This window comes from Bacteroides sp. MSK.18.37, assembly GCF_019129155.2.
In the GTDB taxonomy this organism is placed as follows: domain Bacteria; phylum Bacteroidota; class Bacteroidia; order Bacteroidales; family Bacteroidaceae; genus Bacteroides; species Bacteroides ovatus.
In genome coordinates, this window is sequence record NZ_JAHOIB020000001.1 from 1,023,007 (window position 1) to 1,049,885 (window position 26,879).

The following is a 26,879-nucleotide window of genomic DNA, read 5'->3' on the forward strand; positions in this document are numbered from 1 at the left end:
AAAATGGAATTCAAGTCACTCAAAAACATCGAATCATCGTTCAGGCAGATACGCCTGTTCGGTATCGTCTTCCTCTCGCTGTGCGCCGTGATAACGGTATGGAGCGTGTGGAGTTCCTACCGCTTCGCGGAGCGGCAGCGTGAAAAGATCTATGTGCTGGATAACGGCAAGTCGCTGATGCTGGCACTCTCGCAGGACCTCTCGCAGAACCGTCCGGCGGAAGCGAGGGAGCATGTGCGCCGCTTCCACGAGCTGTTTTTCACGCTCTCGCCCGAAAAGAGCGCGATAGAACACAACGTGAAGCGTGCGTTGCTGCTGGCGGACAAGAGCGTGTACAACTACTATTCGGACTTCGCCGAGAAAGGGTACTACAACCGCATCATCGCCGGTAACATCAACCAAGTGCTGAAAGTGGACAGTGTGGTGTGCGACTTCAACGGCTATCCCTACCGTGCCGTGACCTACGCCACGCAGAAGATCATCCGGCAGAGCAACGTCACAGAGCGCAGCCTCGTGACCACTTGTCGCCTCTTGAACTCGTCTCGTTCGGACGACAACCCCAACGGGTTCACCATCGAGGGATTCACCATCATCGAGAACAAGGATTTACAAACCATCAAAAGGTAAACGGATATGAAGAAAATCAAGAAATCATTTTGGGGCGCATATTGGAAACTCCATGACAAAAAGAAAATGCTGGTGGCAAGGCTCAGGGGCTATCTGGACGGTTTGCCGCCGAAGACACGCAGGCGCATCGTGCTGGCAATGCTCGCCGCATTCGCCACGCTTGCCCTCTACACTTTCGGTAAAGCCGTCTATGACATCGGCAGGAATGACGGTAGCCGGATGGTGACAGACCATGCCGGACAGGTGGAACTGTCCGTACAGCAAAAAACGGAAAATCACTTAATACCTTATTTATATGGAACAGACAAAGAACGAAACGAAGATTGAGAACAAGACGGAGAGCAAGCCCGAAAACAAGACGGCTCCCGGCAACGACAAGCCGAAGAAGGAGCGCAAGCCGCTGACCGAAGCCCAACGGCTGAAACGTCAGAAAATGATAGTGCTTCCCGCTATGGTGCTGGTATTCATCGGGGCGATGTGGCTGATATTCGCCCCGTCCTCCGGCAAGGAGCAGGAACCGGGAACAAGCGGCTACAACATCGAGATGCCCGACGCGGACAAGGAGAACCGCCGGATTATCGGTGACAAGGCGAAAGCCTACGAGCAGGGGGCAATGGAGGAACGGCAGGAGAACCGCAGCCGCGCCATGCAGCAGTTGGGCGACCTGTTCGACCGCGAAACGGCGGCAGCGGATGGGGACAGCGACTTCGACCTTGCCAATCCCGGCGGAACGGAAGAGGCGGTGAAGCCCGCGCCGAAAACCATCCAGTCCTCGGCAGCTGCCTACCGTGACCTCAATGCCACACTCGGCAACTTCTACGAGCAGCCGAAGAACGACAATGCGGAGATGGACGAACTGCTGGAACGCATCGCCACGCTCGAATCCGAACTGGAAAGCGGAAAAGAGAGAAGCTCCACGATGGACGAGCAGGTGGCACTCATGGAAAAATCCTACGAGCTGGCGGCGAAGTACATGGGCGGTCAGAACGGCACGCAGGCGGCGGGACAGACCACAGAGCCGTCCCCCGTGCAGAAAGCCGGAAAGAATACGGCAAAACCCGTCAGGCAGGTGACGCATCAGGTGGTGTCCTCGCTCGGACAGCCCGTGAGCAATGCCGAATTTGTCGCTTCCTTCTCGCAGGAACGCAACCGCAGTTTCAACACGGCGGTGGGCATTACAACCGTATCGGACAGGAACACCATACCGGCATGTGTCTATGGGGCGCAGAGCGTGACGGACGGGCAGGCGGTCAGGTTGCGCTTGCTGGAGCCGATGGCGGTAGCAGACCGGATCATTCCCCGTAATGCGGTGGTGGTCGGCGCAGCCAAGATTCAGGGCGAACGGCTCGCTATCGAAATCACCTCGCTGGAACACGACGGTACGGTTATCCCGGTGGAGTTGGAGGTCTATGACACGGACGGACAGCCCGGCATATTCATCCCCAACTCGATGGAGATGAACGCTGTCCGGGAGGTTGCCGCCAACATGGGCGGCTCGCTGGGGAGCAGCATCAACATCTCCACCAATGCCGGGGCGCAGCTCGCCTCCGACTTGGGCAAGGGGCTGATACAAGGCACGAGCCAGTATATAGCCAAGAAGATGCGCACCGTCAAAGTGCATCTGAAAGCCGGGTACAGGGTCATGCTCTATCAAGGAGTGAATTAAGGAAATAATCAAATTTTTATTTACCACTAAAAATCCAAAGTAAAATGAAAAAAGTAATCATGATGTTTGCCCTCGCTATGGGCATCGCAACTGCCAACGCGCAGGAAAACGTAACCGTTGGGCAAAGCAACGGAAGTGACCAACCGACCTTGACAAAGGAGGTCTATCCGCAGAAGGAGGCGGACGGCGACCTGTATCACGGTCTGACGAGAAAGCTGGGCTTTGACCGCATGGTTCCCCCGCACGGCTTGGAAGTGACCTACGACAAGACCGTGCATGTCATCTTCCCGGCGGAGGTGCGCTATGTCGATTTAGGCTCGCCCGACCTGATCGCGGGCAAAGCCGACGGAGCGGAGAACGTCATCCGTGTGAAGGCAACCGTGAGGAACTTCCCGAACGAAACCAACATGTCTGTCATCACGGAGGACGGGAGTTTCTACACCTTCAACGTGAAGTACGCCGCCGAGCCGCTGCTGCTCAATGTGGAGATGTGCGACTTCATCCATGACGGCGAGGCGGTGAACCGCCCGAACAACGCGCAGGAAATCTACCTGAAAGAGCTGGGCAGCGAAAGCCCGATGCTGGTGCGCCTTATCATGAAGTCCATCCACAAGCAGAACAAACGTGAGGTGAAGCATATCGGCTGCAAGCGTTTCGGCATCCAGTACCTTCTGAAAGGCATATACACGCACAACGGGCTTCTGTATTTCCACACGGAAATCAGGAACCAGAGCAACGTGCCTTTCGATGTGGACTACATCACATGGAAAATCGTGGACAAGAAGGTGGCGAAGCGTACCGCCGTGCAGGAGCGTGTCATCCTGCCGCTCCGCGCACAGAACTACGCCACGTTCGTGCCGGGCAAAAAAAGCGAGCGCACGGTCTTCACGATGGCGAAGTTCACCATCCCCGACGGCAAGTGCCTCGTGGTGGAGCTGAACGAGAAGAACGGAGGTCGCCACCAGTCTTTCGTGATCGAAAATGAGGATTTGGTACGTGCAAACACGATTAACGAACTCCAAGTGCGCTGACCATGAGAAAGCACATCGCAATAATCATCGCGTCGCTTGCACTCTTCACGGGGCAGGCGCACGCCCAGCGATGCCTGCCGAAGATGCAGGGTATCGAGGTCAGGGCGAATCTGGCAGACGGCTTCAAACCCGGCGGTAACGACGGCGGGTACAGTTTCGGGGCGGCTCTCTCCACCTACACGAAGAAGGGTAATAAATGGGTGTTCGGAGGTGAGTATATTCTGAAGAACAACCCCTACAAGGACACTTCCATACCTGTGGCGCAGTTCACGGCGGAAGGCGGCTACTATTTCAAGATACTTTCCGATGCCCGTAAAATCGTGTTCGTCTATGCGGGGGCTTCGGCTCTCGCCGGGTATGAATCGGTGAATTGGGGCGAAAAGGTGCTGCATGACGGCTCGACACTGCATGACCGGGACGCCTTCGTCTATGGCGGTGCGCTGACGCTGGACGTGGAGTTTTACGTGGCTGACCGTATCGCCCTGCTCGCCAACCTCCGGGAGCGTTGCCTGTGGGGTGGCGACACGAAGAAATTTCATACGCAGTGGGGCATGGGTATAAAGTTCATCATCAACTGATGCGCCGCATGGAACGGACGGATATAGACACTATGAGGCAAATATCCCTCGCGGACTTTCTCGCACGGTTGGGACATGAGCCTGTCCGAAGGAGCGGAAACGAGCTGTGGTATCATGCGCCATACCGCAATGAGCGCACGCCCTCTTTCCGCGTGAACGTGGCGAAACGGCTCTGGTACGACTTCGGCTTGGGCAAGGGCGGTGACATCTTCACGCTTGCCGGGGAGTTTGCCCGAAGCGGTGACTTCATGGCGCAGGCGGGATTCATAGCGGAAACTGTGCGTATGCCATTTGTCTCAGCGAAAAAGCCGTTGTACCTGCCGGAACCGTCCGAACCTGCCTTTGAGGGAGTGGAAGCCGTCCCGCTGCTCCGCTCACCACTGACGGACTATCTGGCGGAACGGGGCATCCCTTATGCCGTTGCATCCCGCCACTGCTGCCGCCTGAACTATGGCGTGCGTGGAAAGCGGTATTTCACAGTTGGCTTCCCGAACGTGGCTGGTGGCTACGAAATCCGGAGCCGCTATTTTAAGGGTTGCATACCACCCAAAGATGTGTCACTGATAAAACCGGAAGATACCGCCTCTGACGTATGCAGCGTGTTCGAGGGTTTCATGGACTTTCTGTCCGCTGACACACTCGGCATAGGCGGCAATGGCGACAGCCTTGTGCTGAACTCCGTCGCCAACGTAGGCAAGGCGGTGAAACACTTGGACGGGTACGGGCGCATCGACTGCTTCCTCGACCGTGACGAATCCGGGCGGAGGACGCTGGAAGTCCTCAAAGGACACTACGGCGGACGTGTCTGTGACCGTTCCGCACTCTATGACGGTTGCAAGGACTTGAACGAGTATCTGCAACGGACAGCAAAAAAAGAAATGAACAATAACTTAAAAATCAAAGGACAATGAACATACTGAACAACAAGAACAAGAGAACATCCATCTTCAAGGCGTTGGCACTCTGCCTGTTCGCCGCCGTGTCGCTCACGCTCGCATCGTGTGACGATGACATGGACATCCAGCAATCCTATCCGTTCACGGTGGAAACGATGCCCGTACCCAACAAGGTGACAAAGGGGCAGACGGTGGAAATCCGCTGTGAGCTGAAAAAGACAGGCGAATTTGCCAACACGCTCTACACCATCCGGTATTTCCAGTTCGAGGGGGAAGGCACGCTGAAGATGGACAATGGCATCACTTTCCTGCCCAATGACCGCTACCTGCTCGAAAACGAGAAGTTCCGGCTGTACTATACGGCTGAGGGCGACGAGGCGCACAACTTCATCGTGGTGGTGGAGGACAATTTCAAAAATTCCTACGAATTGGAATTTAACTTCAACAACCGGAACGTGAAGGACGACATTCAGACCGTCATCCCCATCGGCAATTACAAACCTCTGCCAAGATGATGCGTGTATTCATGGCTATCCTCTGTTCGCTACTGGCGGTCTGTTCCGTGTCCGCACGGGACAGCCGTCAGAAGGGGACGGACGGGCAGGCGGCAATCTACCGCCTGCCGCCTTTCGAGCGGGCGGTTCGGTGTACGAAGTATTTCGAGGGCTGGCATTCGGAGAAACACCACCCATACGTGGGCTGGGGGCATCAGGTGCAGCCGGGGGAAAGGTATTCGGCACGCACCATGACGAAGCGGCAGGCGGACGCGCTCCTGCGGAAAGACTTGCGGAAGTTCTGCGCCATGTTCCGCAAGTTCGGGCGTGACAGTCTGCTCCTTGCCACGCTCGCCTACAATGTCGGTCCATACCGGCTTTTGGGGAGCGGAAAGATACCCAAAAGCACGCTGATCCGAAAATTGGAGGCGGGCGACAGGAACATTTACCGGGAATATATCGCTTTCTGCAACTACAAGGGTAAACGGCACGCCATGCTGCTCAAACGGAGAAAGGCGGAGTTTGCACTGCTGTACATTCCGTAACATGGCAAATGCCTGACAAATGAAAATCCGATGAAGCCGCAACTTCATCGGATTTTCCGCTTTTCATACATTCGGGATTTTTCCCTTGCCGATTACTTCACCGTCCCTGCAATGCTCTATGATGCCGGGCGAAAATCCCATCTCCCCGATTGCGATGTGCCGGATATACTCTGCATATTTCTGACCTTGAAAATTCTTCCCCGTGAGGTTTTTGAAAATCATCTTTATGCTTATTCCGTCATCGCTGTGCAAGATGATTTTTCCGTTTTGTCTGATTTCTTCCATGATTGAAACTTGTTTTTGTGAATACTATCGTAGATTGGGACAGCGGTTTCTTTGCTACTTTCTTTGTCCGCCATCATGCTCACCGAAAGAAAGTAGGGCGGCTTTTGCCGCCGCCACTTAAAAACGGGTGTAGAGTCCCGTTACCATCGTGAACATTTCTTCCAGCATATCGCAGTATATGCCCTCGTGCGTTTCGATGTCCTTCGTCTTGCACTCGAATGTCTTTTTACTGAACGTTTTGCGGTAGAAACGCATATTGTAAAGGTCTAAGCCGGCATCGTAGATGATGTCAAGACGGTTTGCGCTCGTCTTGTTCCTCGCAAGGCTCATGCGTAAGCCGTTGCCCATGTCTGTAAAATCCTTGCTTCCCGTCATGGCGACAAAGCGTCTGCCGCCTATCTGCTGTAAAATCGTCTTTGCTATCATGCTTTTCTTGGTTTTAGGTTGGCGGTGCGGACACCGCCAACTTGTTTAACATTCTGTTATCTCGGCAATGGGGGTGTTTCGTTTCAGCCATTCCATCAGGCACTCCATATTGTACTCGCTTGTGATGACTGCCGTATGGCTGTTGATGGCGGTAAACCTGCTGCTCTCGTAGTCGTCTATCCACCCTTTTAGGGTATCAACTCCCCACGCTTCGGCATCGTCAAAGATGCCGTCCAAAACTTTGATAGGCTGGCTGAACTTCACTATCAGCGTTTGATAGGCTGCTTTCATCGGTTGTCCTCCTTTTCTTCCTTTTCCGTGAGCCACTTGTCCCGTGCGGCTCGGCACTCGTCCAATGTGGGTTTGACACAAGAGAACAACTCTCCGTCTGTGGGGTGGCGGTAGTCGTACTGCACAAGTGTCCGCTTGCGTCTGCCGATACCTAATTGGAAACGCTCGTATTTCTCCGTACCTGCTTCCGTGCAGGTGCTTATTCCGTTGATGGTCATTCGTGTTGCCATAATCGTTGATTTTAGGGTGGTTAAAAATGTACTGACAGAATTCTGTTCTTCATCACCATTTCGGGGTCACTCGTATAGCGTTGGTGCAGGTAGAAATGGTGGGAGCCGAAGCCGTAAAGGAAAAACCTGTCAAGTTCGTGCTTCTCGGCAAAGTCCTTTACACTCCGTCTTAACTGCTCCTCACTCGTTGCAAGAGTGAGGAGGTTTACAAATTCAAGGAACATCGTGGGGATTTTATCGTCCCACAGACAAATCATGCTTTCAATTCTTACTTCCATACTATTGGGTATTATAGGTTGATACTATGCCGCTTCCATCCGCTGGCGGATAAGGTTCACGTTGCTGTTCACAAGGTTTACAATGCGGTCGTGGTACTCGGTATTGGAATTGTGCAAGCCACGACTTTGCACCACCTCCAATGTCTTCAAGGAAACCTCCACCGTTTCTATGCGCTTGCCGTCAATGGTGGCGGATAGGATAAGGGAGTTCTTTTCAAGGAAATAGGAGTTGGAAAACACGCAATGGTGCAGTTCCGTCCCTTCCGCTGCAAACTCCGCCACGCTCTCCAACACACGCACCTGCAAAGTGCCGTCCGTAAAGGCAATGCCGAAGAATATGCCTTTGAGTTTGCGGTATGCCTTCTCGTGTTTCTTCGCTTGGCGGATGCGTTCCTCCAACTTCTTGCGCTCTATCTCCTTGTTGCGCTTGTGCATAAGTCTGTCGTGTTCGGCTTTGAGGTCGGAGGGACAGACGTACTTCGGGCTGTTCGTGTCCTTGCCGAAATGACGCAGGAGGTCTATGGTGTCACGCCACATGGAGCCGTCCGAAATGGTGTAACCGTTACGGATACATATCTTTATGGATGCCCAATACCTCTCTATGTCAAAGGAACTGCGGATGTAGTGGCGCAACATGGGATATTGCCCTGCCTTCAACAGCGTTTCGGCTCGGCTGTCGGAAAGGATAGCCGTGAAAAGGTCGTAAGGCAGTATGTTGTGGTATTCGCCATTGAAGCCGTTGCGTTTCAGTTCGGGTATGAAACGCTGTCGGGGATAGGTGCAGACGGGGTTTATATCGTATGCACGGAGTTTGTTGTTCTTGCGTACCTCCATGTCGCTGTATTCCGCCCATAGGTCGTAGTAAAGTATGGACATTCCTCGCAGTCGGGCGACAGTGACGGTTGTGCCTTTGGGCGAAATCCACCTTTGCACCACTTCATAAATGGAATACTCGGCTGCCTGCCCTGCCTTGTATCGGGATTTGACGAAGAAGAAGCGTATCACTTGGTACTGCTTGCAGGTGGTGATGATGCAGAAATACTCGTTCTCGCTGAACACGCTCTTTCGGGTGCGCAACGCTTCCAGCTTCATGCCGCAATGGGGGCAGGTGCATCCGCAAACGGTGTCCGCAAGGTCGTGTTCACTCCTCCACGAATGTCCACACTCGGTGCAGATGTTCGTGCCGTCCGCCCTCTTGATGGCGTAATGCTTGAAGCAATGACGGAAAGCGTATGCCCTCTGTGTGGCGGTCAATTTGGGCAGTCGCTCGCTTAATCGTGCGACTTCCTGCTGTATGGGTGTTCTCGGTTTCATAATCAGAAATTGAATAGGTTGGGTTGTTGTACTTCTTGTGCGGTCGCTTTGGTGGCGGTTCTCGGCTTGCTGCGGTTCTGCAACTTGCGGAGTTCTTCTTCTTGGTATCTGCGGACTGCGTTCTGCCGTGCTTCCGCCTTTTCCTCCGCCGTGAGTTCCACAACATGGTTCACCGCCACGTGGCACTGAATGGGCTTGCCTACCTCTATCTCGTTCTCGTCATAGTAGTGGACGGCTTGCCCGAATATCTCCCCGTCCGTGAAGCCGTTGCAACCGCTCCGCTGCACGTAGTTGAGAATGTAGGTGACGCAATCGTCTATGTTCTTAGCAGGGTTGCGGTAGTTCTTCGCAAAGAGCGCATCTTCCGCTGCACGCTGCTCCAGATACATCTGTATCGTTCTCTTGAAATGTTCTGTTCCTTTCATATCGCTGTCGTTTTTAGATTGTCTGTTTCAGTATCTCTCTCCAATAGGTCGGCTCTACCTCGCTCAGAAGGAAGTCTGTAAAATCCCTCCGTGCGTCCTTGTTCAGTTCTCGGTAGAGTTCACGGAACACGGATATGTTGCCGTTGATGTACGTTTCCACCATGTACACGAAGATGTTGTCCACCTCGTAGTATCTGCATTGCTGCGCTACCGTTTTGCTGCTTCTCTTTGCCATGTCGGTAGGGGTTAAAGGGTGAATAACCAAAGGATGAAACCGAAGAAGGCGATAGTGGAAAGGATAGCCACGATTACGCCTATCGCCACTCGGAACACTCCGTTTACAATCTCTCTAATGATGCCCAAAGGATGCCGAACACCCCGAAGGCGGTGCGCACCATTAAGCCGCATATCGCAAACCCTATGTACTGCGCCATTTGTCTGAAATTTGCCGTTGCCGTCATATCTTCGCTGTTTTTGATTTTTTATTTTTTTAATGCGGATTCAAGAGCTGAGGGAGTTGAGTTTCAAACTATCTTATCTGCCTCTCGTTTATCCGACATTTTTTTTATGCGTCTTTCTGTCGCATCGGTCGTTTTCGTTTCGGGTGCTTGAAAAGGTAGGGATTAGGGAATGCAAGGTTTTTCGGGAAAAATACTACCCGCAGGGCTGGAGATTTTTTCCGAAAACAGGAGGCTTGACCTTGCATTCCCGTCCAATCCCGGAATTACCTTTGCGCCCAGAACGGAAATGACTGCCTGATGCGGCTCACTGAAAGACGCGAAAATGGAGGTAAACGGAAGTGGAGGCAGATTAGACAGGAAAACTTCAAAAGAGAAATCCGTGAAAAAGGGAAAACGCCAAAAAGGAAAAGGGACATAGCCGGAAGCGTGGAACCGGGTAAACCACCGGCAAGGAAGTATGATTTTATATGTCTGTCCGAGCGTGTCCGGTCTGACGGATAAAATCATTCTTCCCGGTTTGCCTGCCGTGCATGACGGCTTGTTCCATTTATGGATCGGGCGGTCAGACACGGCTTTCCGCTTACGGCTCAAAGGAACAGCGGAAAAAGAAATCATCTGCGAACCCGTAAAAGCACCTCTTTGGCATAAGCACAAAAGAAATGGGCCTTGCATCATCAGTCTAAACTGTTGTTTAGGCGTGAGGCAAAGCCCTTTTCGCCGCTTATGCGGCAGTCGGCATACGTCCGTTCAAAATCCTTTTGGGCGATGGTGTACCGACGGATAAAACCGCTTTTACGGAAAAACTTGTATGAGAAGAAAAAAATTAGGGAGATTCATTTCAAAATCTCCCGTTTTATTGTTACTTTTGCATACGAAGAGTTCTTTGAAGGTTACGCAATGCGCAGAAGGATGATGCAGTAGATAACTAACTAAATCGTAACCTATTACTATCATGAGCAATTAACCTACGCTCATTTCCAATAAATTACACTCTTTTCGTAACTTAGGAGAACAAAGATACAAATTATTTCGATGGTTCGTGATAAAATTATATCTTTGCACGGTTTTTACTAAGAAACTGAATAACAATACATCAAAAATATGATAGCTAAGATTGAACAACTTCTGAAAGAGGTGGAAGCCTTACACGCCTCCAATGCCGAAGAACTCGAAGCTCTCCGCATCAAATACCTAAGTAAGAAGGGAGCCATTAACGACTTAATGGCAGATTTCCGTAATGTAGCTGCCGAACAGAAAAAAGAAGTCGGCATGAGACTGAATGAACTGAAAACAAAAGCGCAAGACAAAATCAACGCGCTGAAAGAAATGTTTGAAAGTCAGGACAACGATTGTGACGGACTGGATTTGACGCGTTCGGCTTATCCTGTGGAACTCGGTACACGCCACCCGCTCACCATTGTAAAGAACGAAATCATTGATATCTTTGCCCGTCTGGGATTCAGCATTGCCGAAGGTCCGGAAATTGAAGATGACTGGCACGTGTTCTCGGCACTGAACTTTGCCGAAGACCATCCGGCACGCGATATGCAGGATACTTTCTTTATCGAAGCTCACCCGGACGTAGTATTGCGTACACATACTTCTTCTGTACAGACTCGTGTGATGGAAACTTCACAGCCTCCTATCCGCATCATCTGTCCGGGACGTGTATATCGTAACGAAGCTATCAGCTATCGCGCACACTGTTTCTTCCATCAGGTAGAAGCGCTGTATGTAGATAAAAACGTATCATTCACCGACTTGAAGCAGGTATTGCTGCTCTTCGCCAAAGAAATGTTCGGTGCTGATACAAAGATCCGTCTGCGTCCGTCTTACTTCCCGTTTACCGAACCAAGTGCGGAAATGGATATCAGCTGTAATATCTGCGGCGGTAAAGGATGTCCGTTCTGTAAACACACCGGCTGGGTAGAAATCCTCGGTTGCGGTATGGTAGACCCGAACGTACTTGAATCAAATGGTATAGACAGCAAAATATACAGCGGTTATGCCCTCGGTATGGGTATCGAGCGTATCACAAACCTGAAATATCAGGTGAAAGACCTCCGTATGTTCTCTGAAAACGATACACGCTTCCTAAAAGAATTCGAAGCGGCATATTAATAATGTGCTAAATTTACCAGTATGCCAATGTTCCCAATGAAACCGTCGGACGGTGATCGGGACATTGGCATATTCATCAACAGACCAATCAGGCCAACGGCGTTGGTTTCCAATCAATGCGAATCGGTCGATTGAACGATCATTCATTATGGCAAAGGATAGACTCATTACTCCCAGTTATTGTTTCATCTTGGCAGCCAACTTCCTGCTATACTTCGGTTTCTGGTTGCTGATTCCTGTTTTGCCGTTCTATTTATCCGAATTCTTCCAGGCTGGAAATTCCACTATCGGCATTGTCCTCTCCTGCTACACGGTGGCAGCTCTCTGTATCCGTCCATTTTCCGGTTATCTGCTCGACACGTTTGCCCGAAAACCTCTTTATCTGTTTGCTTACTTCATCTTTATGATGATGTTCGGCGGATATTTAATTGCCGGTTCCCTTACCTTATTTATTATATTCCGAATCATTCACGGTGTCTCTTTCGGAATGGTCACAGTAGGCGGAAACACGGTAGTAATAGACATTATGCCCTCTTCCCGGCGAGGGGAAGGCTTAGGTTATTACGGGCTTACCAACAACACAGCCATGTCCATCGGACCGATGTTCGGACTGTTTCTGCATGATGCGGGAGTTTCTTTTGCTACGATATTCTGCTATGCATTCGGTTCCTGTATTTTAGGTTTTCTATGCGCAAGTCTGGTTAAAACGCCCTACAAGCCTCCTGTGAAACGGGAACCGATCTCGCTCGACCGCTTTATCCTGATGAAAGGACTGCCTGCCGGACTTAGTCTGCTGTTACTTTCCATCCCTTACGGAATGACGACCAACTATGTCGCCATGTACGCCCGCCAAATAGGATTGAACACACAAACCGGATTCTTCTTCACCTTTATGGCAGTCGGTATGGCCATCTCGCGTATCTTTTCAGGAAAACTGGTGGATCGCGGAAAAATAACGCAAGTAATAGCTGCCGGATTATATCTGGTTGTTTTCAGCTTCTTCCTGCTTTCAACTTGTGTATATCTGATTCAATGGGATGATACAGCCTGTACCCTGCTGTTTTTTGGCATCGCATTATTAATGGGTGTCGGGTTTGGAATTATGTTTCCGGCATTTAACACGCTGTTTGTCAACCTCGCCCCCAACAGTCAGCGGGGAACAGCGACTTCCACCTACCTCACTTCCTGGGATGTAGGAATCGGTATCGGTATGCTGACGGGAGGATATATCGCAGAAATAAGTACATTTGATAAGGCCTATCTTTTCGGAGCCTGCCTGACGGTAGTTTCCGCCCTCTATTTCAAACTAAAAGTGACGCCTCATTACCATAAAAACAAGCTACGATGAGAAAGAAAGAACGTTATGAGAAAGTAATCGCCTGGTTTCAGGACAACATACCTGTAGCCGAAACCGAACTGCATTACAACAATCCGTATGAGTTGCTGATCGCTGTTATTCTTTCTGCACAATGTACGGACAAACGGGTGAATATCATCACTCCTCCTTTGTATAAAGATTTTCCGACTCCGGAAGCACTGGCTGCCACTACGCCGGAAGTGATTTTCGAATATATACGAAGCGTGTCTTATCCCAACAACAAAGCCAAACATCTGGTCGGTATGGCAAAGATGCTGGTGAATGACTTCAATAGCGAGGTGCCGGATAATCTGGAAGATCTGATAAAGTTGCCCGGTGTAGGAAGAAAGACTGCCAATGTGATCCAGTCGGTGGTATTCAAAAAAGCGGCAATGGCGGTAGATACACACGTGTTCCGTGTCAGCCACCGTATCGGACTGGTGCCGGACAGTTGCACCACCCCGTTCAGCGTGGAAAAAGAACTGGTGAAGAATATTCCGGAAAAGCTCATACCGATTGCCCATCACTGGCTCATCCTGCACGGCCGTTACGTTTGTCAGGCACGTACTCCCAAATGTGACACCTGTGGTTTGCAAATGATGTGCAAATATTTCTGTAACACCTATAAAGTTACAAAAGAGGAACCAAAAGCCAAGAATAAATAACGATTTAATAGCAAGGAACCGAAATAAATAGTAACTTTGCGGTCGTTCTAAAAGAAGAATTTTAAAAACACTTTTAAATAAAAATAGAGTATTATGCAGACAATTGACAAATTCAATTTTGCCGGTAAAAAGGCATTTGTTCGCGTGGACTTCAATGTACCCCTGGACGAAAACTTCAACATTACAGATGACACTCGTATGCGTGCAGCTCTTCCTACTTTGAAGAAGATTCTGGCAGACGGCGGAAGCATCATCATTGGCTCTCACCTGGGCCGTCCGAAAGGCGTTGCCGATAAATTCTCTTTGAAACATATCATCAAGCATCTGTCTGAATTGCTGGGCGTTGAAGTTCAGTTCGCTAACGACTGCATGGGCGAAGAAGCTGCTGTAAAAGCTGCTGCTCTGCAACCGGGAGAAGTGCTGTTGCTCGAAAACCTTCGTTTCTACGCTGAAGAAGAAGGTAAACCAAGAGGTTTGGCAGAAGATGCAACTGACGAAGAAAAAGCTGCTGCTAAGAAAGCAGTAAAAGAAAGCCAGAAAGAATTTACCAAGAAATTGGCTTCTTACGCTGACTGCTACGTAAACGACGCATTCGGTACTGCTCACCGTGCACACGCTTCTACAGCATTGATCGCTAAATATTTCGATGTAAACAACAAGATGTTCGGTTACTTGATGGAAAAAGAAGTGAAAGCTGTTGATAAAGTATTGAACGATATCAAACGTCCGTTCACTGCTATCATGGGTGGTTCTAAAGTTTCTTCTAAAATCGAAATCATCGAAAACCTGTTGAGCAAGGTGGACAACCTGATCATCGCCGGTGGTATGACTTATACATTTACTAAAGCAATGGGTGGTAAAATCGGTATCTCTATCTGTGAGGACGACAAACTTGACCTGGCTTTGGATTTGATGAAGAAAGCAAAAGAAAAAGGTGTAAACCTGGTATTGGCTGTTGACGCTAAGATTGCTGACGCATTCTCTAACGATGCAAATACTAAATTCTGTGCTGTTGACGAAATTCCTGACGGATGGGAAGGTCTTGATATCGGTCCTAAGACTGAGGAAATCTTCGCTAACGTTATCAAAGAATCTAAGACTATTCTTTGGAACGGTCCTACAGGCGTATTCGAATTTGACAACTTCACTCACGGCTCACGTGCAGTAGGTGAAGCAATCGTTGAAGCAACTAAGAACGGCGCATTCTCACTTGTGGGTGGTGGCGATTCTGTAGCTTGTGTTAACAAGTTTGGTTTGGCTAGCGGTGTATCTTATGTTTCAACTGGTGGTGGCGCATTGCTCGAAGCAATCGAAGGAAAAGTTCTTCCGGGTATCGCTGCTATTCAAGAATAAGATAATTGTTAAAATCACATAGTTAATTATTAGAAGGGCAGTTCTTTGTGAAAAGAGTTGCCCTTATTTATAAAAACAGAATTCCTCTTATTTATAAAAACGAGGTATGAAAAGACCGATACTATTCTTTTGGTTCATCCTTTTCTTCCTTTACTCTTGTCAGAGTAAGAAAGGAGACAGCTCTTTTTTACCTCTAACCGAACTGCAACCACTTACCCTGGGCATGATGCCTACACTGGACGGACTTCCTTTTCATATAGCCAAAACGCAAGGCATTTACGACTCATTAGGACTGGATTTGACCATTCTTTCATTCAACTCTGCCAACGACCGGGACGCGGCTTTCCAAACCCGGAAAATGGATGGCATGATTACTGACTATCCCAGTGCGGTAGCATTACAAGCTATTCATCATACTGATTTAGGATTCATCCTGAAGAATGATGGTTATTTCTGCTTCATTGTCTCCAAAGAAAGTAACATCAACCAACTGGAACAGCTCAAGGAAAAGAATATCGCCGTGTCGCGCAACACAGTTATCGAATATGCCACCGACCAGCTATTAAGCAAAGCCGGAATCAAGCATGCGGAAATAAACATGCCGGAAATCGGCCAGCTTCCTCTCCGTCTGCAAATGTTGCAGTACAATCAAATTGATGCCTCTTTCCTACCCGACCCTGCCGCATCCATCGCCATGAACAGTAAACATCGTTCATTGGTAAGTACGCAAGAGTTGGGTATCGATTTCACCGCTACCGCTTTTTCACGAAAAGCGCTCAACGAGAAGAGAGAAGAAATCGAGCTACTCATCACAGGATATAACCTGGGAGTAGATTACATAAAAATGCATCCGCAGAAAGAATGGGAGCAAGTATTGATAGAAATAGGTGTGCCCGAAAATCTGACAGGACTCGTCGCCCTCCCCAATTATCAAAAAGCAAAACGCCCCTCCGCTGAAGCGATAGACAAGGCTATACACTGGTTGAAAGAAAACCACCGAATACCCCAAACCTACTCTGAAAAGAATCTGATTGACACTACATTTATTCCCACAGTATCAACTATAATCAAAATCAAATAACAACTAACTCATGCGAAAAACACTACTCCAACTCTTAACCTTTGTATTATGCATTACAAGTATGCAAAATCCTCTCCTGGCACAGGAGCAGACACCATTAAATCAAGTTGTCAACACACTGAAAGAACGGATTAGTCTCTCCGGATATGCCCAACTGGGATACACTTATGACGATGCAGCGAATCCGGATAACACATTCGACATCAAACGAATCATTTTCATGGCACACGGAAAGATCACCAAACGGTGGACTTGTGATTTTATGTACGACTTCTACAACGGGGGCATGTTACTCGAAGTGTATACCGATTATCAGTTTCTCCCCGGACTTACGGCACGTATCGGTGAATTCAAGGTTCCTTATACCATAGAAAACGAATTGTCTCCTACTACAGTAGAACTTATCAATTGCTATTCACAATCTGTCTGCTATCTGGCAGGAGTAAGCGGCAGCGATAAATGTTACGGAATGACTTCCGGACGGGATATAGGTATGATGCTTCACGGGAAATTATTTCGTGACTTCCTACAATATAAAGTAGCTGTAATGAACGGACAGGGACTGAATACCAAAGACAAAAACAGTCAAAAAGATGTGGTCGGTAATCTGATGGTTAATCCGCTGAAATGGTTGTCCGTAGGTGGTTCGTTTATCCGCGGAACAGGACACGCCATAGCTGACTCTGAATATACCGGAATCAAAGCAGGAGAAAATTACGCTAAGAGACGCTGGAGTGCAGGAGGGGTTGTCACCACTTCCACTTTTAATCTGCGTACGGAATATCTTGCCGGAAAAGACAGGAATGTGAAAAGTGAAGGTTTCTATGCAACAGGAAGCGTGCGTTTTGCCCGGAATTTCGATTTCATCGCTTCGTTCGATTATTTCAACCCGAACAAAGCTGCAGATTTCAAACAAAATAACTATATTGCAGGCGTACAATACTGGTTTTATCCCAGATGCCGGTTACAGGCACAATACACCTTTTGTAATAAGAAAGGAGACGGACAAAAAGATTCCAACCTGATACAGGCACAGGTACAAGTGAGGTTTTAAATTCAAGGACTAAATTTAAGTATTAGGTATCAAGTATTAGAGCCGAAGCATCAGGGTTAAGTTCCAAGGTAAAGTAGCAAGGCTATAGTAAGTAGTACCTTAACAATAGGATTAAAGCAGTAGAGTTGAAGCAGCCGAATCAAATAATTATAAAATATAAACCTTATTAATAACAGAACAAAAATCATGGAACACAAAATCGCCGAAACCAACGCCCGAATAGACGTGGCCGACGTATTAAGAGGATTGGCAGTAATGGGGATCATCCTCTTGCACAGCATCGAACACTTTAATTTCTATTCTTTCCCGGAAGAAGTCCCTTTTGAATGGATGAAATTTACCGATCAGGCTATCTGGAGAGGATTATTCTTCACATTCAGTAATAAAGCATACGCTGTATTTGCTTTGCTCTTCGGTTTCAGTTTCTATATTCAGGACAATAACCAACAACGGAGAGGGAAAGATTTCCGCCTGCGTTTTTTATGGAGATTATTCATCCTATTCATTATAGGACAATTCAATGCCGCTTTCTTTACCGGCGAAATATTAACCATGTATGCGATTTTAGGAATTATCCTGCCGATATTCTGCCGGATGAGTGACCGTACAGTTGCCATCTTTGCTACTTTATTAATCCTTCAACCTATCGACTGGGCAAAACTGATCTATGCCTTGTGCAATCCTGACTATGTGGCAGGTAAAAGTTTGGCAGGTTATTATTTCAGCATCGCTTTCGACGTACAAAAACATGGCAACTTCCTTGAAACAGTCCGCATGAATATGTGGGAAGGACAAATGGCTAACATGACCTGGGCTTTGGAACATGGACGTATCTTACAAACACCGGGATTATTCCTATTCGGAATGCTGGTTGGCCGCCGCAAATATTTCCTGTATAGCGAACAGAACGAACGCTTGTGGTTAAAAGCATTAGCCATTTCGCTTCTCTGCTTCTTCCCCATCTACGGATTGAACAATATGTTGCCGGAATTCATCGAACGGAGTGCCGTCCTTGTTCCTCTACAGTTGATATTAAGTTCATTCAGCAGCCTTAGTTTCATGGTATTACTGGTGACAGGATTACTGTTGACTTTCTACCGTGTGAAAGACCGCAGTTTTTTTATGCGTTTCACATCTTATGGTAAAATGAGTTTAACGAATTATCTCGGGCAATCCATTTTCGGTTCTCTTTTGTTCTATCATTGGGGATTCGAATTGGGACGATATTTAGGAATCACATATAGCTTCCTTTTTGGCATCCTTTTTGTTCTATTACAAATGGTATTCTGTTCGTGGTGGCTCCGACACCATAAACATGGTCCTTTTGAGGGTCTCTGGAAACGTTTGACCTGGATTGGAAAAAATAAATAATTAAATAATGATGAACGAAAAAACGATTAATGAACAATACGCATATATACGTACCTTACTTGAAGAGAAAAGGCTCAAGGAAGCTCTGATGCAGTTGGAATCTCTGCTGTGGCAGTGTCCTGACTGGGATCTACGCACTCGCCTGGAACAATTGCAGACTTCCTACAAATATATGCTGGAATACATGAAACAGGGAGCAAATGACCCTGAACGATGGAATCTGTATCAGAAAATGGTATCAGACACGTGGGGAATTGCCGACCAATCACGTTTGCTCATATTGGATAACGCTTCATCAAGATACTATCATGAAGTACGACGTACTCCCAAATCGCCAGATTTGTCAAACTATGGTCTTAAAACCATATTACACATACTGGAGTCTTTTAATGACGACTTGGCAGTCAGTGGATTACTGTCTGACGAAAAGATGGATGAAGTATTAAAGCGGCATGAGGACACGCTCAAGTTTATGTTTATCAGAACATGGACAAACAGTGCCTGGACTCCCGAAGACGAGGAAGATGCAAAAGCCATGCTTGCCTCGGAATTACTTCCGGGAGACGACTTATGCTTATTTGTCAGTGCCCTCACATTGAGCTTGATGGAATGTTTCGACTTACGAAAAATAATGTGGTTGCTTGATGCTTACGAGCATCCCAACGTCAACGTCAGCCAACGGGCATTGGTTGGTGCGATGATTATTTTCCACATTTACAGAAGCCGACTTACTTTCTATCCGGAACTGATAAAAAGGGTGGATCTCATGGAAGAAATTCCTTCATTCAGAGAAGATGTCGCTCGCATTTACCGCCAAATGCTATTATGTCAGGAAACGGAAAAGATTGACAAAAAAATGAGGGAGGAGATTATTCCCGAAATGCTGAAGAATGTTTCCTCCATGAAAAATATGCGGTTCGGCTTTGAAGAAAGCGATGAAGAGAACAACGACATGAATCCGGATTGGGAAGATGCATTCGAGAAATCCGGACTGGGGGATAAATTGCGTGAAATGAACGAATTGCAGTTGGAGGGTGCAGATGTATATATGAGTACTTTTGCGGCTTTGAAAAACTATCCGTTCTTCCGCGAGGTGCATAACTGGTTTTATCCATTCAGCAAGCAACAGTCTAATGTGCTCAAGGCAATGAAGCAGGCAGGAAATCAGGGAGGCAGTCTACTGGATTTAATTCTTCAATCGGGATTCTTCAGTAACAGTGATAAGTACTCTCTCTTTTTCACGATCCATCAATTGCCACAATCACAACAAGATATGATGTTGAGCCAATTAAACGAACAACAGGTCGCAGAATTGGCGGAGAAATCGAATGTTGAGACGATGAAGAAATTTAATGAACGTCCGGGAACGGTCAGCAACCAGTACCTGCACGATTTGTATCGTTTCTTCAAACTTAGTGTGCGCAAGAGTGAATTCAGAGATATTTTTAAAGAGAAGCTCGATCTTCATCATGTCCCTGCACTCGACAATATATTGCACTGGGAAGATGTATTATTCCCCATTGCCGATTTCTACCTGTCAAAGGAACGTTGGGACGAGGCTATTGAAATTTATGAAGAGTTGGAAACGATTGGCGGATTCGAAGGAGAGAGTGCTGAATATTACCAGAAGTTTGGCTATGCATTGCAGAAAAGAAAGAAATATGCAGAAGCTATCCAGGCTTACCTGAAAGCAGACACGTTGAAACCGGATAATATCTGGAACAATCGCCATCTGGCTATTTGTTATCGGTTGAACAGAAATTACCAGGTAGCAATCACCTATTATAAGAAGGTAGAAGAAGCTGCTCCGGAAGATACCAATGTGACTTTCCATATCGGTAGCTGTCTGGCCGAATTGGGGCAATATGAAGAAGCACTGAATTATTTCTTCAAACTGGATTTCATCGAGAACAACTGTATTAAGGCATGGCGTGGTATCGGATGGTGTTCATTTATCAGCCAGAAACATGAACAGGCGATGAAGTATTATGAAAAAATAATAGAACAAAAGCCTCTGGCTATTGACTATATGAATGCAGGACATGTCGCCTGGGTGATGGGAGATATTCAGAAAGCTTCCGTTTTCTATGGAAAAGCCATTACGGCTAGTGGAAACCGGGAACGATTCCTGGAAATGTTCCATAAAGATGAAGAAGCTCTTCTCACACAAGGAATTCGGGAAGAAGATATTCCTCTGATGTTGGATTTATTATAGTCTTCCACATCTTTCAGTTTGGGATATTCAGTAAATGTTCCTGCTTAAAAATACAGAAAAAGGCTGCCTCATTTTCTATTTTGAGGTAGCCTTTGTGCATTATTGGACTAAGTATATCTTATGTATTTCATGTAATCAATAAGTTTATTACACTGATACTAATATATTCAGATATATTCAAGATACTTACTACAGCTTTTTCAACTCTCCGTACAGTTTCTGTATGGGAAGCCCCATAATATTATAGAAACTACCGGAAATTGATTTAACCCCGATATACCCGATCCACTCCTGAACGCCATAAGCTCCTGCCTTATCCATTGGCTGATAACGATCTACGTAATACAGGATTTCATCTTCCGACAAGACATCAAACAATACTTCGGAGGAAGCGGTAAAGCTTTTTTGCCACTCAGTAGTAGTCAGGCAAACCCCTGTGAAAACCTGATGAGATTTTCCCGAGAGAGCGCGAAGCATTTCAATGGCTCCTTCCCTACCCTCCGGTTTCCCAAGTACTTTCCCATCTAACCAGACTATGGTATCTGCCGTAATCAATAATTCTCCCGGCTTCATCATGGTACGGTAGGCATCCGCCTTTTCACGGGCAATATATTCAGGTATTTCAGCACCTACCAATGTATCCGGGTATGACTCGTCTACATCCGGCAATGTTCTGACTACATAGTCTACTCCTAGTCCCGACATCAGTTCTTTCCGACGGGGAGAATTGGAAGCTAATATAATCTGATATTTATTTAAGTTATCAAGCATGGTTTTATTCGTTATTAAACAACGATTATTTATGATTAAGTTACCAACCGAAGGCGTCTTCCACCATCCATAGACCGTGAGCTTTCAGCACCTGCTCCACTACATCACGTCCGCATCCACGACCACCGTCTGCATAAGAAATATACTTTGCAACGGATTTCACTTCCGGCACGGCATCTTTCGGGCAGCATGGCAGTCCGCACTCACACATCACTTCAATATCCGGCACGTCATCACCCATATATAGAATTTCATCATCGGTCAATCCGTACTTATCACGAAAAGCACGATAATCATGTATCTTCACAGCAGAACCCATGTATAAATCCTTCACTCCCAGTCCCTCAAAACGGATACGTACCGCTTCTGTCCGGCCACCGGTGATGATAGCTATGTGAAGTCCTTTTTTCACAGCCAACTGGATGGCGTACCCATCTTTGATATTCACCGTGCGCATCGGTTCTCCGGAAGGATGCAAAGGTACGGTTGTCGAACTCAATACTCCGTCCACATCAAAAGCTAAAGCTTTGATACGGGATAAATCATAATTGATGGTGCTCATGGATACTTTTGCTCATTAGTTTATATATTTCCTGCAATGCCGGAGAATCTACCAACATGGCAAGATGATTACTCATCACATTCTCATCGTAACGAACAGCGGGTCCGGTCTGTGCATCACGTGGCGCCAATTCGTGGACTTTACGTGCTGTTTCATCTATCAGCGGAAGCATGACATCGAAAGGCAAGTTGTATTTTTCAAGCAAATCAGCTGCTAATGCATACATGTGATTGGTGAAGTTACAGATAAAAACAGCAGCCAAATGAAGGCTCTTACGTTGCTCGGAAGAAGCCTCGTAGACCTTTTCCGAAAGTGTGGCGGCAACAGCCTTCAACAATTCCACGTCTTCCGGCCTTTTCGCTTCAACAAAGAAAGGCACTTCCTGAAATTTAACTTCACGTTGTTTGCTGAATGTCTGCATCGGATAAAATACTCCGTAACGTTCTGCATGCCCTTCCCAAACGCTCATCGGAATGCTTCCTGCCGTATGCACCAACAAAGACGCTTGCTTTCCTTCTGTTATCTGCGGTAACAAATCTACTAAAGCATCATCTTTCAACGATACGATATACAATTTTGCATCTTTGGAGACTGCCTGTAAATCTGTTGTATATTCAGCTTCTACTTTCTCGGCTAAGGTACGGGCAGATTCCATAGTCCGGCTATATACCTGTACAATGCGGAAACCTTTACGATAAAGAGCTTTCGCCAGATTAGTAGCCAAGTTACCTGCACCGATAAACACGATCGGTGTATCTTCTATACTTCTTTTCATTATTCTCTTATCGTTTTGCAAACCAGAATAAAACGATTCCGATGATGAGCAGTGTCAATGGCAACAGATATCCGGATAACGAACCCAATAAGGACATGACCAAACCGATATTCATCACTAACCAAAGCCCAAGCAACACAAAACCAATTGATTTATCGCGTTTGAAAATAAGGAAACAGATCGAGGCGTACAATAGCATATTGTCCTTATTCATCACCCAGGGTAGCCCAATGGAAGAAAAATGAATCAGCTTATCGATCAGAAAAAGTGCTCCGATTACAATAAAGGTAACAGCAGTAGCCAGATAGGTATCTTTACTATTATTCGCTTTAGCAGCTCCCATACTTATTTTCCTCCGAACTTGTTAATATGAATTTTCTCCCATTGAAGATGTTCTTCATTGAAAGGTTTACGTTCCATCCCTTTATGTCCGATAGCAATGACAGAAAGAATCTGAAGTTGCAAGGGAATATCCAAAATTCCATGGACAAATTCATCGGAAGGCATTCCGGTGGCAGTGAAACGTTCGCGAACCTGCACCCAACAACTTCCCAAGCCAAGATCTTCAGCCTGCAACTGTATCATGATAGAAGCAATGGAAGCGTCTTCAATCCAAACATCACTGGCCAACGGATCGGCCATTACCACAATTGCCAAAGCTGCGTCGGCAATGAATGAAGAAGCCTGTTCCTTGCAATGAGACAATTCTTTCAATACCTCTTTATCATCAATCACTACAAACTGCCAACTATTACTACGTTTGGAAGAAGGAGACATCAAAGCAGCTTTCATCAACGTAACGACCTGATCTTGTGTCAATTCTTCATCGGTGAACTTCCGCATACTACGACGGTTCTTTATTAATTCACTGAAATTTTCCATATTATTTCCGGTTTCATTTGATTAATGTATGCAAAGATAATGCAAACCGAGCGTAATAGGAAATAAAAGTTTATACTAAATGAAGAATATATTGTATCTTTGCACAGAGAAATAATTTCATTATGAAAAAGCGAATTACACAAGACGATTACGTTAAAGCGAATCGTAAAGCTAGCCGTGAGGCAGAAATTGAGATGTACGGACACCCTATTTGTCACAAACGAGTGCACCAGTCAAAGAAAGTATATAACCGCAGAAAGATAAAGGCAGCCGACAAAAAGCTGCCTTATTTTTTTGTCTTCAAAATAACGTCACTATCCTCCAGACATAGCGACACTATACAATAAGAATGGCGTCACTATCATGATAGGATAGCGTCACTATATTTAGGGGATTAAAAAAGCTGTTTATCTATTTACCTATCTATCTAATTATCTATACAATCCGCGTTAATTCCCCGGTCGTAGAATCAATAATAAATCCGTAGACTGTCACATCTGAAGGGATCAAAGGATGGCGTACAATAAAATCGACTGTTCCTCTCACCGACTTTTCCGTATCTTCGAAACCATCCAGCCACGAATGAAAGTCAACTCCGCAGAAACGCATCATGTCAATATAATCCGGATTGATTCCGCGTGCTTTCATTTTTTCGAGCATTTCTTCACTATGCATATGGCAAGCTCCACAATCAGAATGAGCAATCACCATTATTTCCTCTACCCCCAACTCAAAAATAGCAACAAGCAAACTACGTATCACGCTACCGAAAGGATGGGAAATAACGCCACCTGCATTTTTTATCATTTTCACATCGCCATTCTTAATTCCTAATGCTGCTGGCAGCAAAGCAGTCAGTCGGGTATCCATACAGGAAAGAATAGCTATTTTCTTATCGGGATATTTATTGGTAATATACGATTCGTATCCCTTGTTCTCAACAAATTGCTTGTTGTAAGCTAAAATTTCTTCTAACATAGTTCCGCTTTTTAAAAGTTCTGTTCGATTACACAAAGATATAGAAAAAAGGGACATATCATCACGACATATCCCCTCTTAATTTAAAATTTAATCTATATTGTTATTGTAAAAATCCGTCCAGACCAGACTTAGCTGTTGTACCATATCCATTGTCTCCATATTCTTCAGCATTATCAATCTGTTGAAGGAATGTTTGTGATATAGGACGCCATATATTATAAGATTTAAAACTGGAAGCAGCACGTTTGTTATATTTCGCCAAACGAGTTGAGAATGCTTGATGACGCTGCAACAATGCCCAACGTGAATGTTCTCCACAAAGTTCACGTGCATATTCATCGTAGATATCTTCTTCGGTGACAGTAGTCAGCTTATAAGACGACTCCAAAACTCCGGAACGAGCCGCACGGGCACGAAGCGTGTTCAAATATCCTGCAGCTTTTGTTCCATTACCCAAATGTTGTTCAGCCTCGGCAGCAATCAAATAAACTTCTGCCATACGCATCACAAAAATATCACCATTACGGATTTGCAAGTTACTTCCATAATATACTCCTTCATAACTCCAGATAAACTTATTCAAACATGGGTATGTTGCATATACTTTTGAAGTACGATCATAACTGCCAGGCATATCATTCTGTGTTTTCACGTAATTGCCATTTGCATCAAACAAATCATCTATATTCACACATGCATAAACACGGTCTTTCTTGTCTTCCGCCGACAAAGGTTCTTTGGATAAATAGAGGAAGAAACGATTATCATCCGCAGGCAATGGATAATCTATTACATATACTTTTTTAGGAGTCGTCAATGTTGATATATCTCCTGTAGTTACCCCTTTGGGCCACACAGACGCTGTATACTGATTTCCTCCATGAGACATCGTTTTGCCATCACAATCAACATACGGATAAATTTTTTCACCTACATGAGAAGCATCAATACCATACTTCTGACATAAATCGCTAGTCAAAGTCACTATATTCTTAGTATACGGAATCCATGCCACTTTTTCCATAGAAAATGCCCCGAAAGCAGTCTGGAATGAATTCTCCCAACGTTTATCCCAAGTTGGTTCAAAGCAGTCCAGCAAATATTTAGATGGTGCGCAGTTGCCATTGTTGGTACGTCCATAAAAATAGTTCTGTTTGTCAGATGTAATCTTACTAATATCCGACAGGTTCGTCTGATTCCAGTAAGTATACGTAAACAATTTATTATATCCCGCATTCGAATAATCCCATGCGTCATCATCACCGGCATCACAACCTGCTGCAACAAAAAGCGCTTCTTTATTAGTACGGTTATTGCCATCAGCCCACATATCCGATATATCTTTATAAAGATAACCTCCATAAGTACCTCCGCCAGCTTCTGTATCCGCAATAAAGCTTTCTGCAACATCTGCCGCTCTTTGCCAGTAAGAAACACCATTCTCACTCAACCCCTGGCCGGCTCCTTGTATGTAGGCACGAGCCAAAAGTCCCATAGCCGATTTTTTTGAAACACGGGCACGATTATTACCGTAAGGAGTTGTATTCAGATTATCTGCAGCATATTTCAAATCATCAATGATGTATGAATAAATTTCAGATAACGTATTACGTTTAGGTTCCAACACAATATTATTTCCCGCTTCATTCATACAAAGAGTGATCGGACCAAAATATGTAGTCAATATCAAATGATAAAAACCACGCAAACAACGTGCTTCGGCTGTTAACACACGAATATCATCCGCATTTCCTTCTACACTTTCCGCACGGTTTATAACGGTATTACATATCCCCAAAGCAGTATACGCCTGCATAAATAATTTATCCCATGCCTTATCTTTACTCGGCGTCAGAGATTCATAATAAAAGAGTTCTTTCGAGTTATCATTATTATTTGCCGTCAACCACGTATCCGTACCAACCTCTGCAACAGATAAAAAGTCTGTCACAGTATACAGTTGACTATAAATAGGGTTATAACACTGGGTTTGCATTCCGTACCACCCGTCAAACGTAGCCAACGTTTCTTCGCCGGTAACTTCCATTGGATTATATTCATCCAATGAACATGAATTGATAGTAACCATCGCACACAATGCTAAGGCCACATTATATACTAATTTCTTCATTATTTATCAGTTT

33 protein-coding genes and 1 pseudogene are annotated in these 26,879 nt (G+C 46.2%); 17 read left to right on the top strand and 17 right to left on the bottom strand.

The features are described 5' to 3' along the window. Window positions 1-3 precede the first annotated feature (3 nt). From traK to KSX81_RS04490, 8 genes are read left to right on the top strand one after another with little or no spacing between them, the layout of a single operon-like run. Window positions 4-627, top strand: coding sequence for a conjugative transposon protein TraK (gene traK, locus KSX81_RS04455; RefSeq protein ID WP_004308925.1), 624 nt, complete (start codon window positions 4-6; stop codon window positions 625-627). Window positions 628-633: 6 nt separating this feature from the next. Beyond that, window positions 634-954, top strand: a complete 321-nt coding sequence (locus KSX81_RS04460; RefSeq protein WP_005944136.1) for a TraL conjugative transposon family protein — start codon at window positions 634-636, stop codon at window positions 952-954. Beyond that, window positions 923-2,293: a conjugative transposon protein TraM gene (gene traM, locus KSX81_RS04465; RefSeq protein ID WP_005944132.1), complete on the top strand. Its 1,371-nt coding sequence runs from the start codon at window positions 923-925 to the stop codon at window positions 2,291-2,293. Before KSX81_RS04460 ends, traM begins: the two co-directional genes overlap by 32 nt. A 44-nt stretch (window positions 2,294-2,337) precedes the next feature. Then, window positions 2,338-3,324, top strand: a complete 987-nt coding sequence (gene traN, locus KSX81_RS04470; RefSeq protein WP_005944129.1) for a conjugative transposon protein TraN — start codon at window positions 2,338-2,340, stop codon at window positions 3,322-3,324. Window positions 3,325-3,326: 2 nt separating this feature from the next. Then, window positions 3,327-3,902, top strand: coding sequence for a conjugal transfer protein TraO (locus KSX81_RS04475; RefSeq protein WP_005944127.1), 576 nt, complete (start codon window positions 3,327-3,329; stop codon window positions 3,900-3,902). Between the two features lie 8 nt (window positions 3,903-3,910). Next, window positions 3,911-4,813, top strand: a complete 903-nt coding sequence (locus tag KSX81_RS04480) for a toprim domain-containing protein (protein WP_025066945.1) — start codon at window positions 3,911-3,913, stop codon at window positions 4,811-4,813. Next, complete coding sequence (locus KSX81_RS04485; protein WP_005944124.1) at window positions 4,810-5,313, top strand: DUF3872 domain-containing protein; 504 nt, start codon at window positions 4,810-4,812, stop codon at window positions 5,311-5,313. Before KSX81_RS04480 ends, KSX81_RS04485 begins: the two co-directional genes overlap by 4 nt. Further along, window positions 5,310-5,837: a glycoside hydrolase family protein gene (locus KSX81_RS04490; protein WP_015532448.1), complete on the top strand. Its 528-nt coding sequence runs from the start codon at window positions 5,310-5,312 to the stop codon at window positions 5,835-5,837. Before KSX81_RS04485 ends, KSX81_RS04490 begins: the two co-directional genes overlap by 4 nt. A gap of 63 nt (window positions 5,838-5,900) precedes the next feature. Here the strand turns inward: KSX81_RS04490 and KSX81_RS04495 are convergent, their stop codons facing one another. The 10 genes and pseudogenes from KSX81_RS04495 to KSX81_RS04540 all read right to left on the bottom strand — a co-directional run bounded on the left by KSX81_RS04495 (window position 5,901) and on the right by KSX81_RS04540 (window position 10,162). Then, window positions 5,901-6,122, bottom strand: coding sequence for a hypothetical protein (locus KSX81_RS04495; RefSeq protein WP_005944120.1), 222 nt, complete (start codon window positions 6,120-6,122; stop codon window positions 5,901-5,903). A gap of 117 nt (window positions 6,123-6,239) precedes the next feature. After that, window positions 6,240-6,548, bottom strand: a complete 309-nt coding sequence (locus KSX81_RS04500) for a hypothetical protein (RefSeq protein WP_005944119.1) — start codon at window positions 6,546-6,548, stop codon at window positions 6,240-6,242. Between the two features lie 45 nt (window positions 6,549-6,593). Then, the gene (locus KSX81_RS04505; protein ID WP_005944117.1) at window positions 6,594-6,839 is read right to left on the bottom strand and encodes a DUF6956 domain-containing protein; all 246 of its coding nucleotides are present in this window, start codon (window positions 6,837-6,839) and stop codon (window positions 6,594-6,596) included. Beyond that, a complete protein-coding gene (locus KSX81_RS04510; protein WP_005944115.1) occupies window positions 6,836-7,069 on the bottom strand; it encodes a DUF3873 domain-containing protein in 234 nt (77 codons plus the stop codon). Before KSX81_RS04510 ends, KSX81_RS04505 begins: the two co-directional genes overlap by 4 nt. A 20-nt stretch (window positions 7,070-7,089) precedes the next feature. Next, on the bottom strand, window positions 7,090-7,347 hold the full coding sequence (locus KSX81_RS04515) for a hypothetical protein (RefSeq protein ID WP_005944113.1): 258 nt from the start codon (window positions 7,345-7,347) through the stop codon (window positions 7,090-7,092). A 24-nt stretch (window positions 7,348-7,371) separates the two neighbouring features. Continuing rightward, on the bottom strand, window positions 7,372-8,661 hold the full coding sequence (locus tag KSX81_RS04520) for a PcfJ domain-containing protein (RefSeq protein ID WP_005944110.1): 1,290 nt from the start codon (window positions 8,659-8,661) through the stop codon (window positions 7,372-7,374). Between the two features lie 2 nt (window positions 8,662-8,663). After that, window positions 8,664-9,086, bottom strand: a complete 423-nt coding sequence (locus tag KSX81_RS04525; RefSeq protein ID WP_005944107.1) for a PcfK-like family protein — start codon at window positions 9,084-9,086, stop codon at window positions 8,664-8,666. A gap of 13 nt (window positions 9,087-9,099) precedes the next feature. Beyond that, a complete protein-coding gene (locus KSX81_RS04530) occupies window positions 9,100-9,321 on the bottom strand; it encodes a hypothetical protein (RefSeq protein ID WP_005944104.1) in 222 nt (73 codons plus the stop codon). An 11-nt stretch (window positions 9,322-9,332) separates the two neighbouring features. After that, window positions 9,333-9,547 (bottom strand): annotated as a pseudogene (locus KSX81_RS04535) (hypothetical protein). A 162-nt stretch (window positions 9,548-9,709) separates the two neighbouring features. Continuing rightward, window positions 9,710-10,162, bottom strand: a complete 453-nt coding sequence (locus KSX81_RS04540) for a hypothetical protein (protein WP_015532445.1) — start codon at window positions 10,160-10,162, stop codon at window positions 9,710-9,712. A gap of 486 nt (window positions 10,163-10,648) precedes the next feature. On the opposite strand from KSX81_RS04540, the gene pheS reads away from it, so the two are divergent. The 8 genes from pheS to KSX81_RS04580 all read left to right on the top strand — a co-directional run bounded on the left by pheS (window position 10,649) and on the right by KSX81_RS04580 (window position 20,764). After that, complete coding sequence (gene pheS / locus KSX81_RS04545) at window positions 10,649-11,668, top strand: phenylalanine--tRNA ligase subunit alpha (protein ID WP_004300862.1); 1,020 nt, start codon at window positions 10,649-10,651, stop codon at window positions 11,666-11,668. Between the two features lie 148 nt (window positions 11,669-11,816). Continuing rightward, on the top strand, window positions 11,817-13,016 hold the full coding sequence (locus tag KSX81_RS04550; RefSeq protein WP_217725498.1) for an MFS transporter: 1,200 nt from the start codon (window positions 11,817-11,819) through the stop codon (window positions 13,014-13,016). Next, window positions 13,013-13,690, top strand: coding sequence for an endonuclease III (gene nth, locus KSX81_RS04555; RefSeq protein ID WP_004300865.1), 678 nt, complete (start codon window positions 13,013-13,015; stop codon window positions 13,688-13,690). The genes KSX81_RS04550 and nth overlap by 4 nt, the downstream gene beginning before the upstream one ends. A 93-nt stretch (window positions 13,691-13,783) precedes the next feature. Then, complete coding sequence (locus KSX81_RS04560) at window positions 13,784-15,043, top strand: phosphoglycerate kinase (RefSeq protein ID WP_004300866.1); 1,260 nt, start codon at window positions 13,784-13,786, stop codon at window positions 15,041-15,043. Window positions 15,044-15,149: 106 nt separating this feature from the next. Beyond that, window positions 15,150-16,124, top strand: a complete 975-nt coding sequence (locus KSX81_RS04565; RefSeq protein WP_004321507.1) for an ABC transporter substrate-binding protein — start codon at window positions 15,150-15,152, stop codon at window positions 16,122-16,124. A 10-nt stretch (window positions 16,125-16,134) separates the two neighbouring features. Beyond that, on the top strand, window positions 16,135-17,178 hold the full coding sequence (locus tag KSX81_RS04570) for a porin (RefSeq protein ID WP_128131240.1): 1,044 nt from the start codon (window positions 16,135-16,137) through the stop codon (window positions 17,176-17,178). Between the two features lie 186 nt (window positions 17,179-17,364). Continuing rightward, a complete protein-coding gene (locus KSX81_RS04575; protein ID WP_004304398.1) occupies window positions 17,365-18,549 on the top strand; it encodes a DUF418 domain-containing protein in 1,185 nt (394 codons plus the stop codon). 7 nt (window positions 18,550-18,556) lie between these two features. Continuing rightward, window positions 18,557-20,764, top strand: coding sequence for a tetratricopeptide repeat protein (locus KSX81_RS04580; protein ID WP_004300870.1), 2,208 nt, complete (start codon window positions 18,557-18,559; stop codon window positions 20,762-20,764). A gap of 189 nt (window positions 20,765-20,953) precedes the next feature. Here the strand turns inward: KSX81_RS04580 and KSX81_RS04585 are convergent, their stop codons facing one another. Genes KSX81_RS04585 through KSX81_RS04605 form a run of 5 tightly spaced genes read right to left on the bottom strand, consistent with a single transcriptional unit; the run spans window position 20,954 to window position 23,754 of the window. Then, complete coding sequence (locus KSX81_RS04585) at window positions 20,954-21,535, bottom strand: Maf-like protein (RefSeq protein ID WP_004300871.1); 582 nt, start codon at window positions 21,533-21,535, stop codon at window positions 20,954-20,956. Window positions 21,536-21,575: 40 nt separating this feature from the next. Next, window positions 21,576-22,097, bottom strand: a complete 522-nt coding sequence (locus KSX81_RS04590) for a KdsC family phosphatase (RefSeq protein ID WP_004300872.1) — start codon at window positions 22,095-22,097, stop codon at window positions 21,576-21,578. Then, window positions 22,078-22,872, bottom strand: a complete 795-nt coding sequence (locus tag KSX81_RS04595) for a Rossmann-like and DUF2520 domain-containing protein (protein ID WP_004311403.1) — start codon at window positions 22,870-22,872, stop codon at window positions 22,078-22,080. Before KSX81_RS04595 ends, KSX81_RS04590 begins: the two co-directional genes overlap by 20 nt. A gap of 7 nt (window positions 22,873-22,879) precedes the next feature. Beyond that, window positions 22,880-23,215 (bottom strand): hypothetical protein, encoded by a 336-nt coding sequence (locus KSX81_RS04600; RefSeq protein ID WP_004300874.1) that lies wholly within the window; start codon window positions 23,213-23,215, stop codon window positions 22,880-22,882. 2 nt (window positions 23,216-23,217) lie between these two features. Then, entirely contained in the window at window positions 23,218-23,754 is a 537-nt protein-coding gene (locus KSX81_RS04605) for a nitroreductase family protein (protein WP_004321512.1), read from the bottom strand. 122 nt (window positions 23,755-23,876) lie between these two features. On the opposite strand from KSX81_RS04605, the gene KSX81_RS04610 reads away from it, so the two are divergent. Continuing rightward, on the top strand, window positions 23,877-24,101 hold the full coding sequence (locus KSX81_RS04610; protein WP_004321514.1) for a hypothetical protein: 225 nt from the start codon (window positions 23,877-23,879) through the stop codon (window positions 24,099-24,101). 88 nt (window positions 24,102-24,189) lie between these two features. Here KSX81_RS04610 and KSX81_RS04615 read toward each other — a convergent pair whose 3' ends face one another. Beyond that, window positions 24,190-24,732, bottom strand: coding sequence for a beta-class carbonic anhydrase (locus KSX81_RS04615; protein WP_004321516.1), 543 nt, complete (start codon window positions 24,730-24,732; stop codon window positions 24,190-24,192). A gap of 103 nt (window positions 24,733-24,835) precedes the next feature. Then, complete coding sequence (locus tag KSX81_RS04620) at window positions 24,836-26,866, bottom strand: RagB/SusD family nutrient uptake outer membrane protein (protein ID WP_074638607.1); 2,031 nt, start codon at window positions 26,864-26,866, stop codon at window positions 24,836-24,838. Window positions 26,867-26,879 lie beyond the last annotated feature (13 nt).

Bases quoted from the DNA above. Each gene is read 5' to 3' on its own strand.
- KSX81_RS04560 (WP_004300866.1), top strand. From the start codon at position 13,784: ATGCAGACAATTGACAAATTCAATTTTGCCGGTAAAAAGGCATTTGTT.
- traK (WP_004308925.1), top strand. From the start codon at position 4: ATGGAATTCAAGTCACTCAAAAACATCGAATCATCGTTCAGGCAGATA.
- KSX81_RS04590 (WP_004300872.1), bottom strand. From the start codon at position 22,097: ATGAGCACCATCAATTATGATTTATCCCGTATCAAAGCTTTAGCTTTT.
- KSX81_RS04500 (WP_005944119.1), bottom strand. From the start codon at position 6,548: ATGATAGCAAAGACGATTTTACAGCAGATAGGCGGCAGACGCTTTGTC.
- KSX81_RS04530 (WP_005944104.1), bottom strand. From the start codon at position 9,321: ATGGCAAAGAGAAGCAGCAAAACGGTAGCGCAGCAATGCAGATACTAC.
- traN (WP_005944129.1), top strand. From the start codon at position 2,338: ATGAAAAAAGTAATCATGATGTTTGCCCTCGCTATGGGCATCGCAACT.
- KSX81_RS04565 (WP_004321507.1), top strand. From the start codon at position 15,150: ATGAAAAGACCGATACTATTCTTTTGGTTCATCCTTTTCTTCCTTTAC.
- KSX81_RS04515 (WP_005944113.1), bottom strand. From the start codon at position 7,347: ATGGAAGTAAGAATTGAAAGCATGATTTGTCTGTGGGACGATAAAATC.
- KSX81_RS04610 (WP_004321514.1), top strand. From the start codon at position 23,877: ATGAAAAAGCGAATTACACAAGACGATTACGTTAAAGCGAATCGTAAA.
- KSX81_RS04605 (WP_004321512.1), bottom strand. From the start codon at position 23,754: ATGGAAAATTTCAGTGAATTAATAAAGAACCGTCGTAGTATGCGGAAG.
- KSX81_RS04495 (WP_005944120.1), bottom strand. From the start codon at position 6,122: ATGGAAGAAATCAGACAAAACGGAAAAATCATCTTGCACAGCGATGAC.
- KSX81_RS04600 (WP_004300874.1), bottom strand. From the start codon at position 23,215: ATGGGAGCTGCTAAAGCGAATAATAGTAAAGATACCTATCTGGCTACT.
- KSX81_RS04520 (WP_005944110.1), bottom strand. From the start codon at position 8,661: ATGAAACCGAGAACACCCATACAGCAGGAAGTCGCACGATTAAGCGAG.
- traM (WP_005944132.1), top strand. From the start codon at position 923: ATGGAACAGACAAAGAACGAAACGAAGATTGAGAACAAGACGGAGAGC.
- KSX81_RS04595 (WP_004311403.1), bottom strand. From the start codon at position 22,872: ATGAAAAGAAGTATAGAAGATACACCGATCGTGTTTATCGGTGCAGGT.
- nth (WP_004300865.1), top strand. From the start codon at position 13,013: ATGAGAAAGAAAGAACGTTATGAGAAAGTAATCGCCTGGTTTCAGGAC.
- KSX81_RS04510 (WP_005944115.1), bottom strand. From the start codon at position 7,069: ATGGCAACACGAATGACCATCAACGGAATAAGCACCTGCACGGAAGCA.
- KSX81_RS04480 (WP_025066945.1), top strand. From the start codon at position 3,911: ATGGAACGGACGGATATAGACACTATGAGGCAAATATCCCTCGCGGAC.
- KSX81_RS04570 (WP_128131240.1), top strand. From the start codon at position 16,135: ATGCGAAAAACACTACTCCAACTCTTAACCTTTGTATTATGCATTACA.
- KSX81_RS04540 (WP_015532445.1), bottom strand. From the start codon at position 10,162: ATGATTTCTTTTTCCGCTGTTCCTTTGAGCCGTAAGCGGAAAGCCGTG.
- KSX81_RS04620 (WP_074638607.1), bottom strand. From the start codon at position 26,866: ATGAAGAAATTAGTATATAATGTGGCCTTAGCATTGTGTGCGATGGTT.
- KSX81_RS04525 (WP_005944107.1), bottom strand. From the start codon at position 9,086: ATGAAAGGAACAGAACATTTCAAGAGAACGATACAGATGTATCTGGAG.
- KSX81_RS04550 (WP_217725498.1), top strand. From the start codon at position 11,817: ATGGCAAAGGATAGACTCATTACTCCCAGTTATTGTTTCATCTTGGCA.
- KSX81_RS04580 (WP_004300870.1), top strand. From the start codon at position 18,557: ATGATGAACGAAAAAACGATTAATGAACAATACGCATATATACGTACC.
- KSX81_RS04575 (WP_004304398.1), top strand. From the start codon at position 17,365: ATGGAACACAAAATCGCCGAAACCAACGCCCGAATAGACGTGGCCGAC.
- KSX81_RS04615 (WP_004321516.1), bottom strand. From the start codon at position 24,732: ATGTTAGAAGAAATTTTAGCTTACAACAAGCAATTTGTTGAGAACAAG.
- KSX81_RS04460 (WP_005944136.1), top strand. From the start codon at position 634: ATGAAGAAAATCAAGAAATCATTTTGGGGCGCATATTGGAAACTCCAT.
- KSX81_RS04585 (WP_004300871.1), bottom strand. From the start codon at position 21,535: ATGCTTGATAACTTAAATAAATATCAGATTATATTAGCTTCCAATTCT.
- KSX81_RS04475 (WP_005944127.1), top strand. From the start codon at position 3,327: ATGAGAAAGCACATCGCAATAATCATCGCGTCGCTTGCACTCTTCACG.
- KSX81_RS04485 (WP_005944124.1), top strand. From the start codon at position 4,810: ATGAACATACTGAACAACAAGAACAAGAGAACATCCATCTTCAAGGCG.
- KSX81_RS04505 (WP_005944117.1), bottom strand. From the start codon at position 6,839: ATGAAAGCAGCCTATCAAACGCTGATAGTGAAGTTCAGCCAGCCTATC.
- pheS (WP_004300862.1), top strand. From the start codon at position 10,649: ATGATAGCTAAGATTGAACAACTTCTGAAAGAGGTGGAAGCCTTACAC.
- KSX81_RS04490 (WP_015532448.1), top strand. From the start codon at position 5,310: ATGATGCGTGTATTCATGGCTATCCTCTGTTCGCTACTGGCGGTCTGT.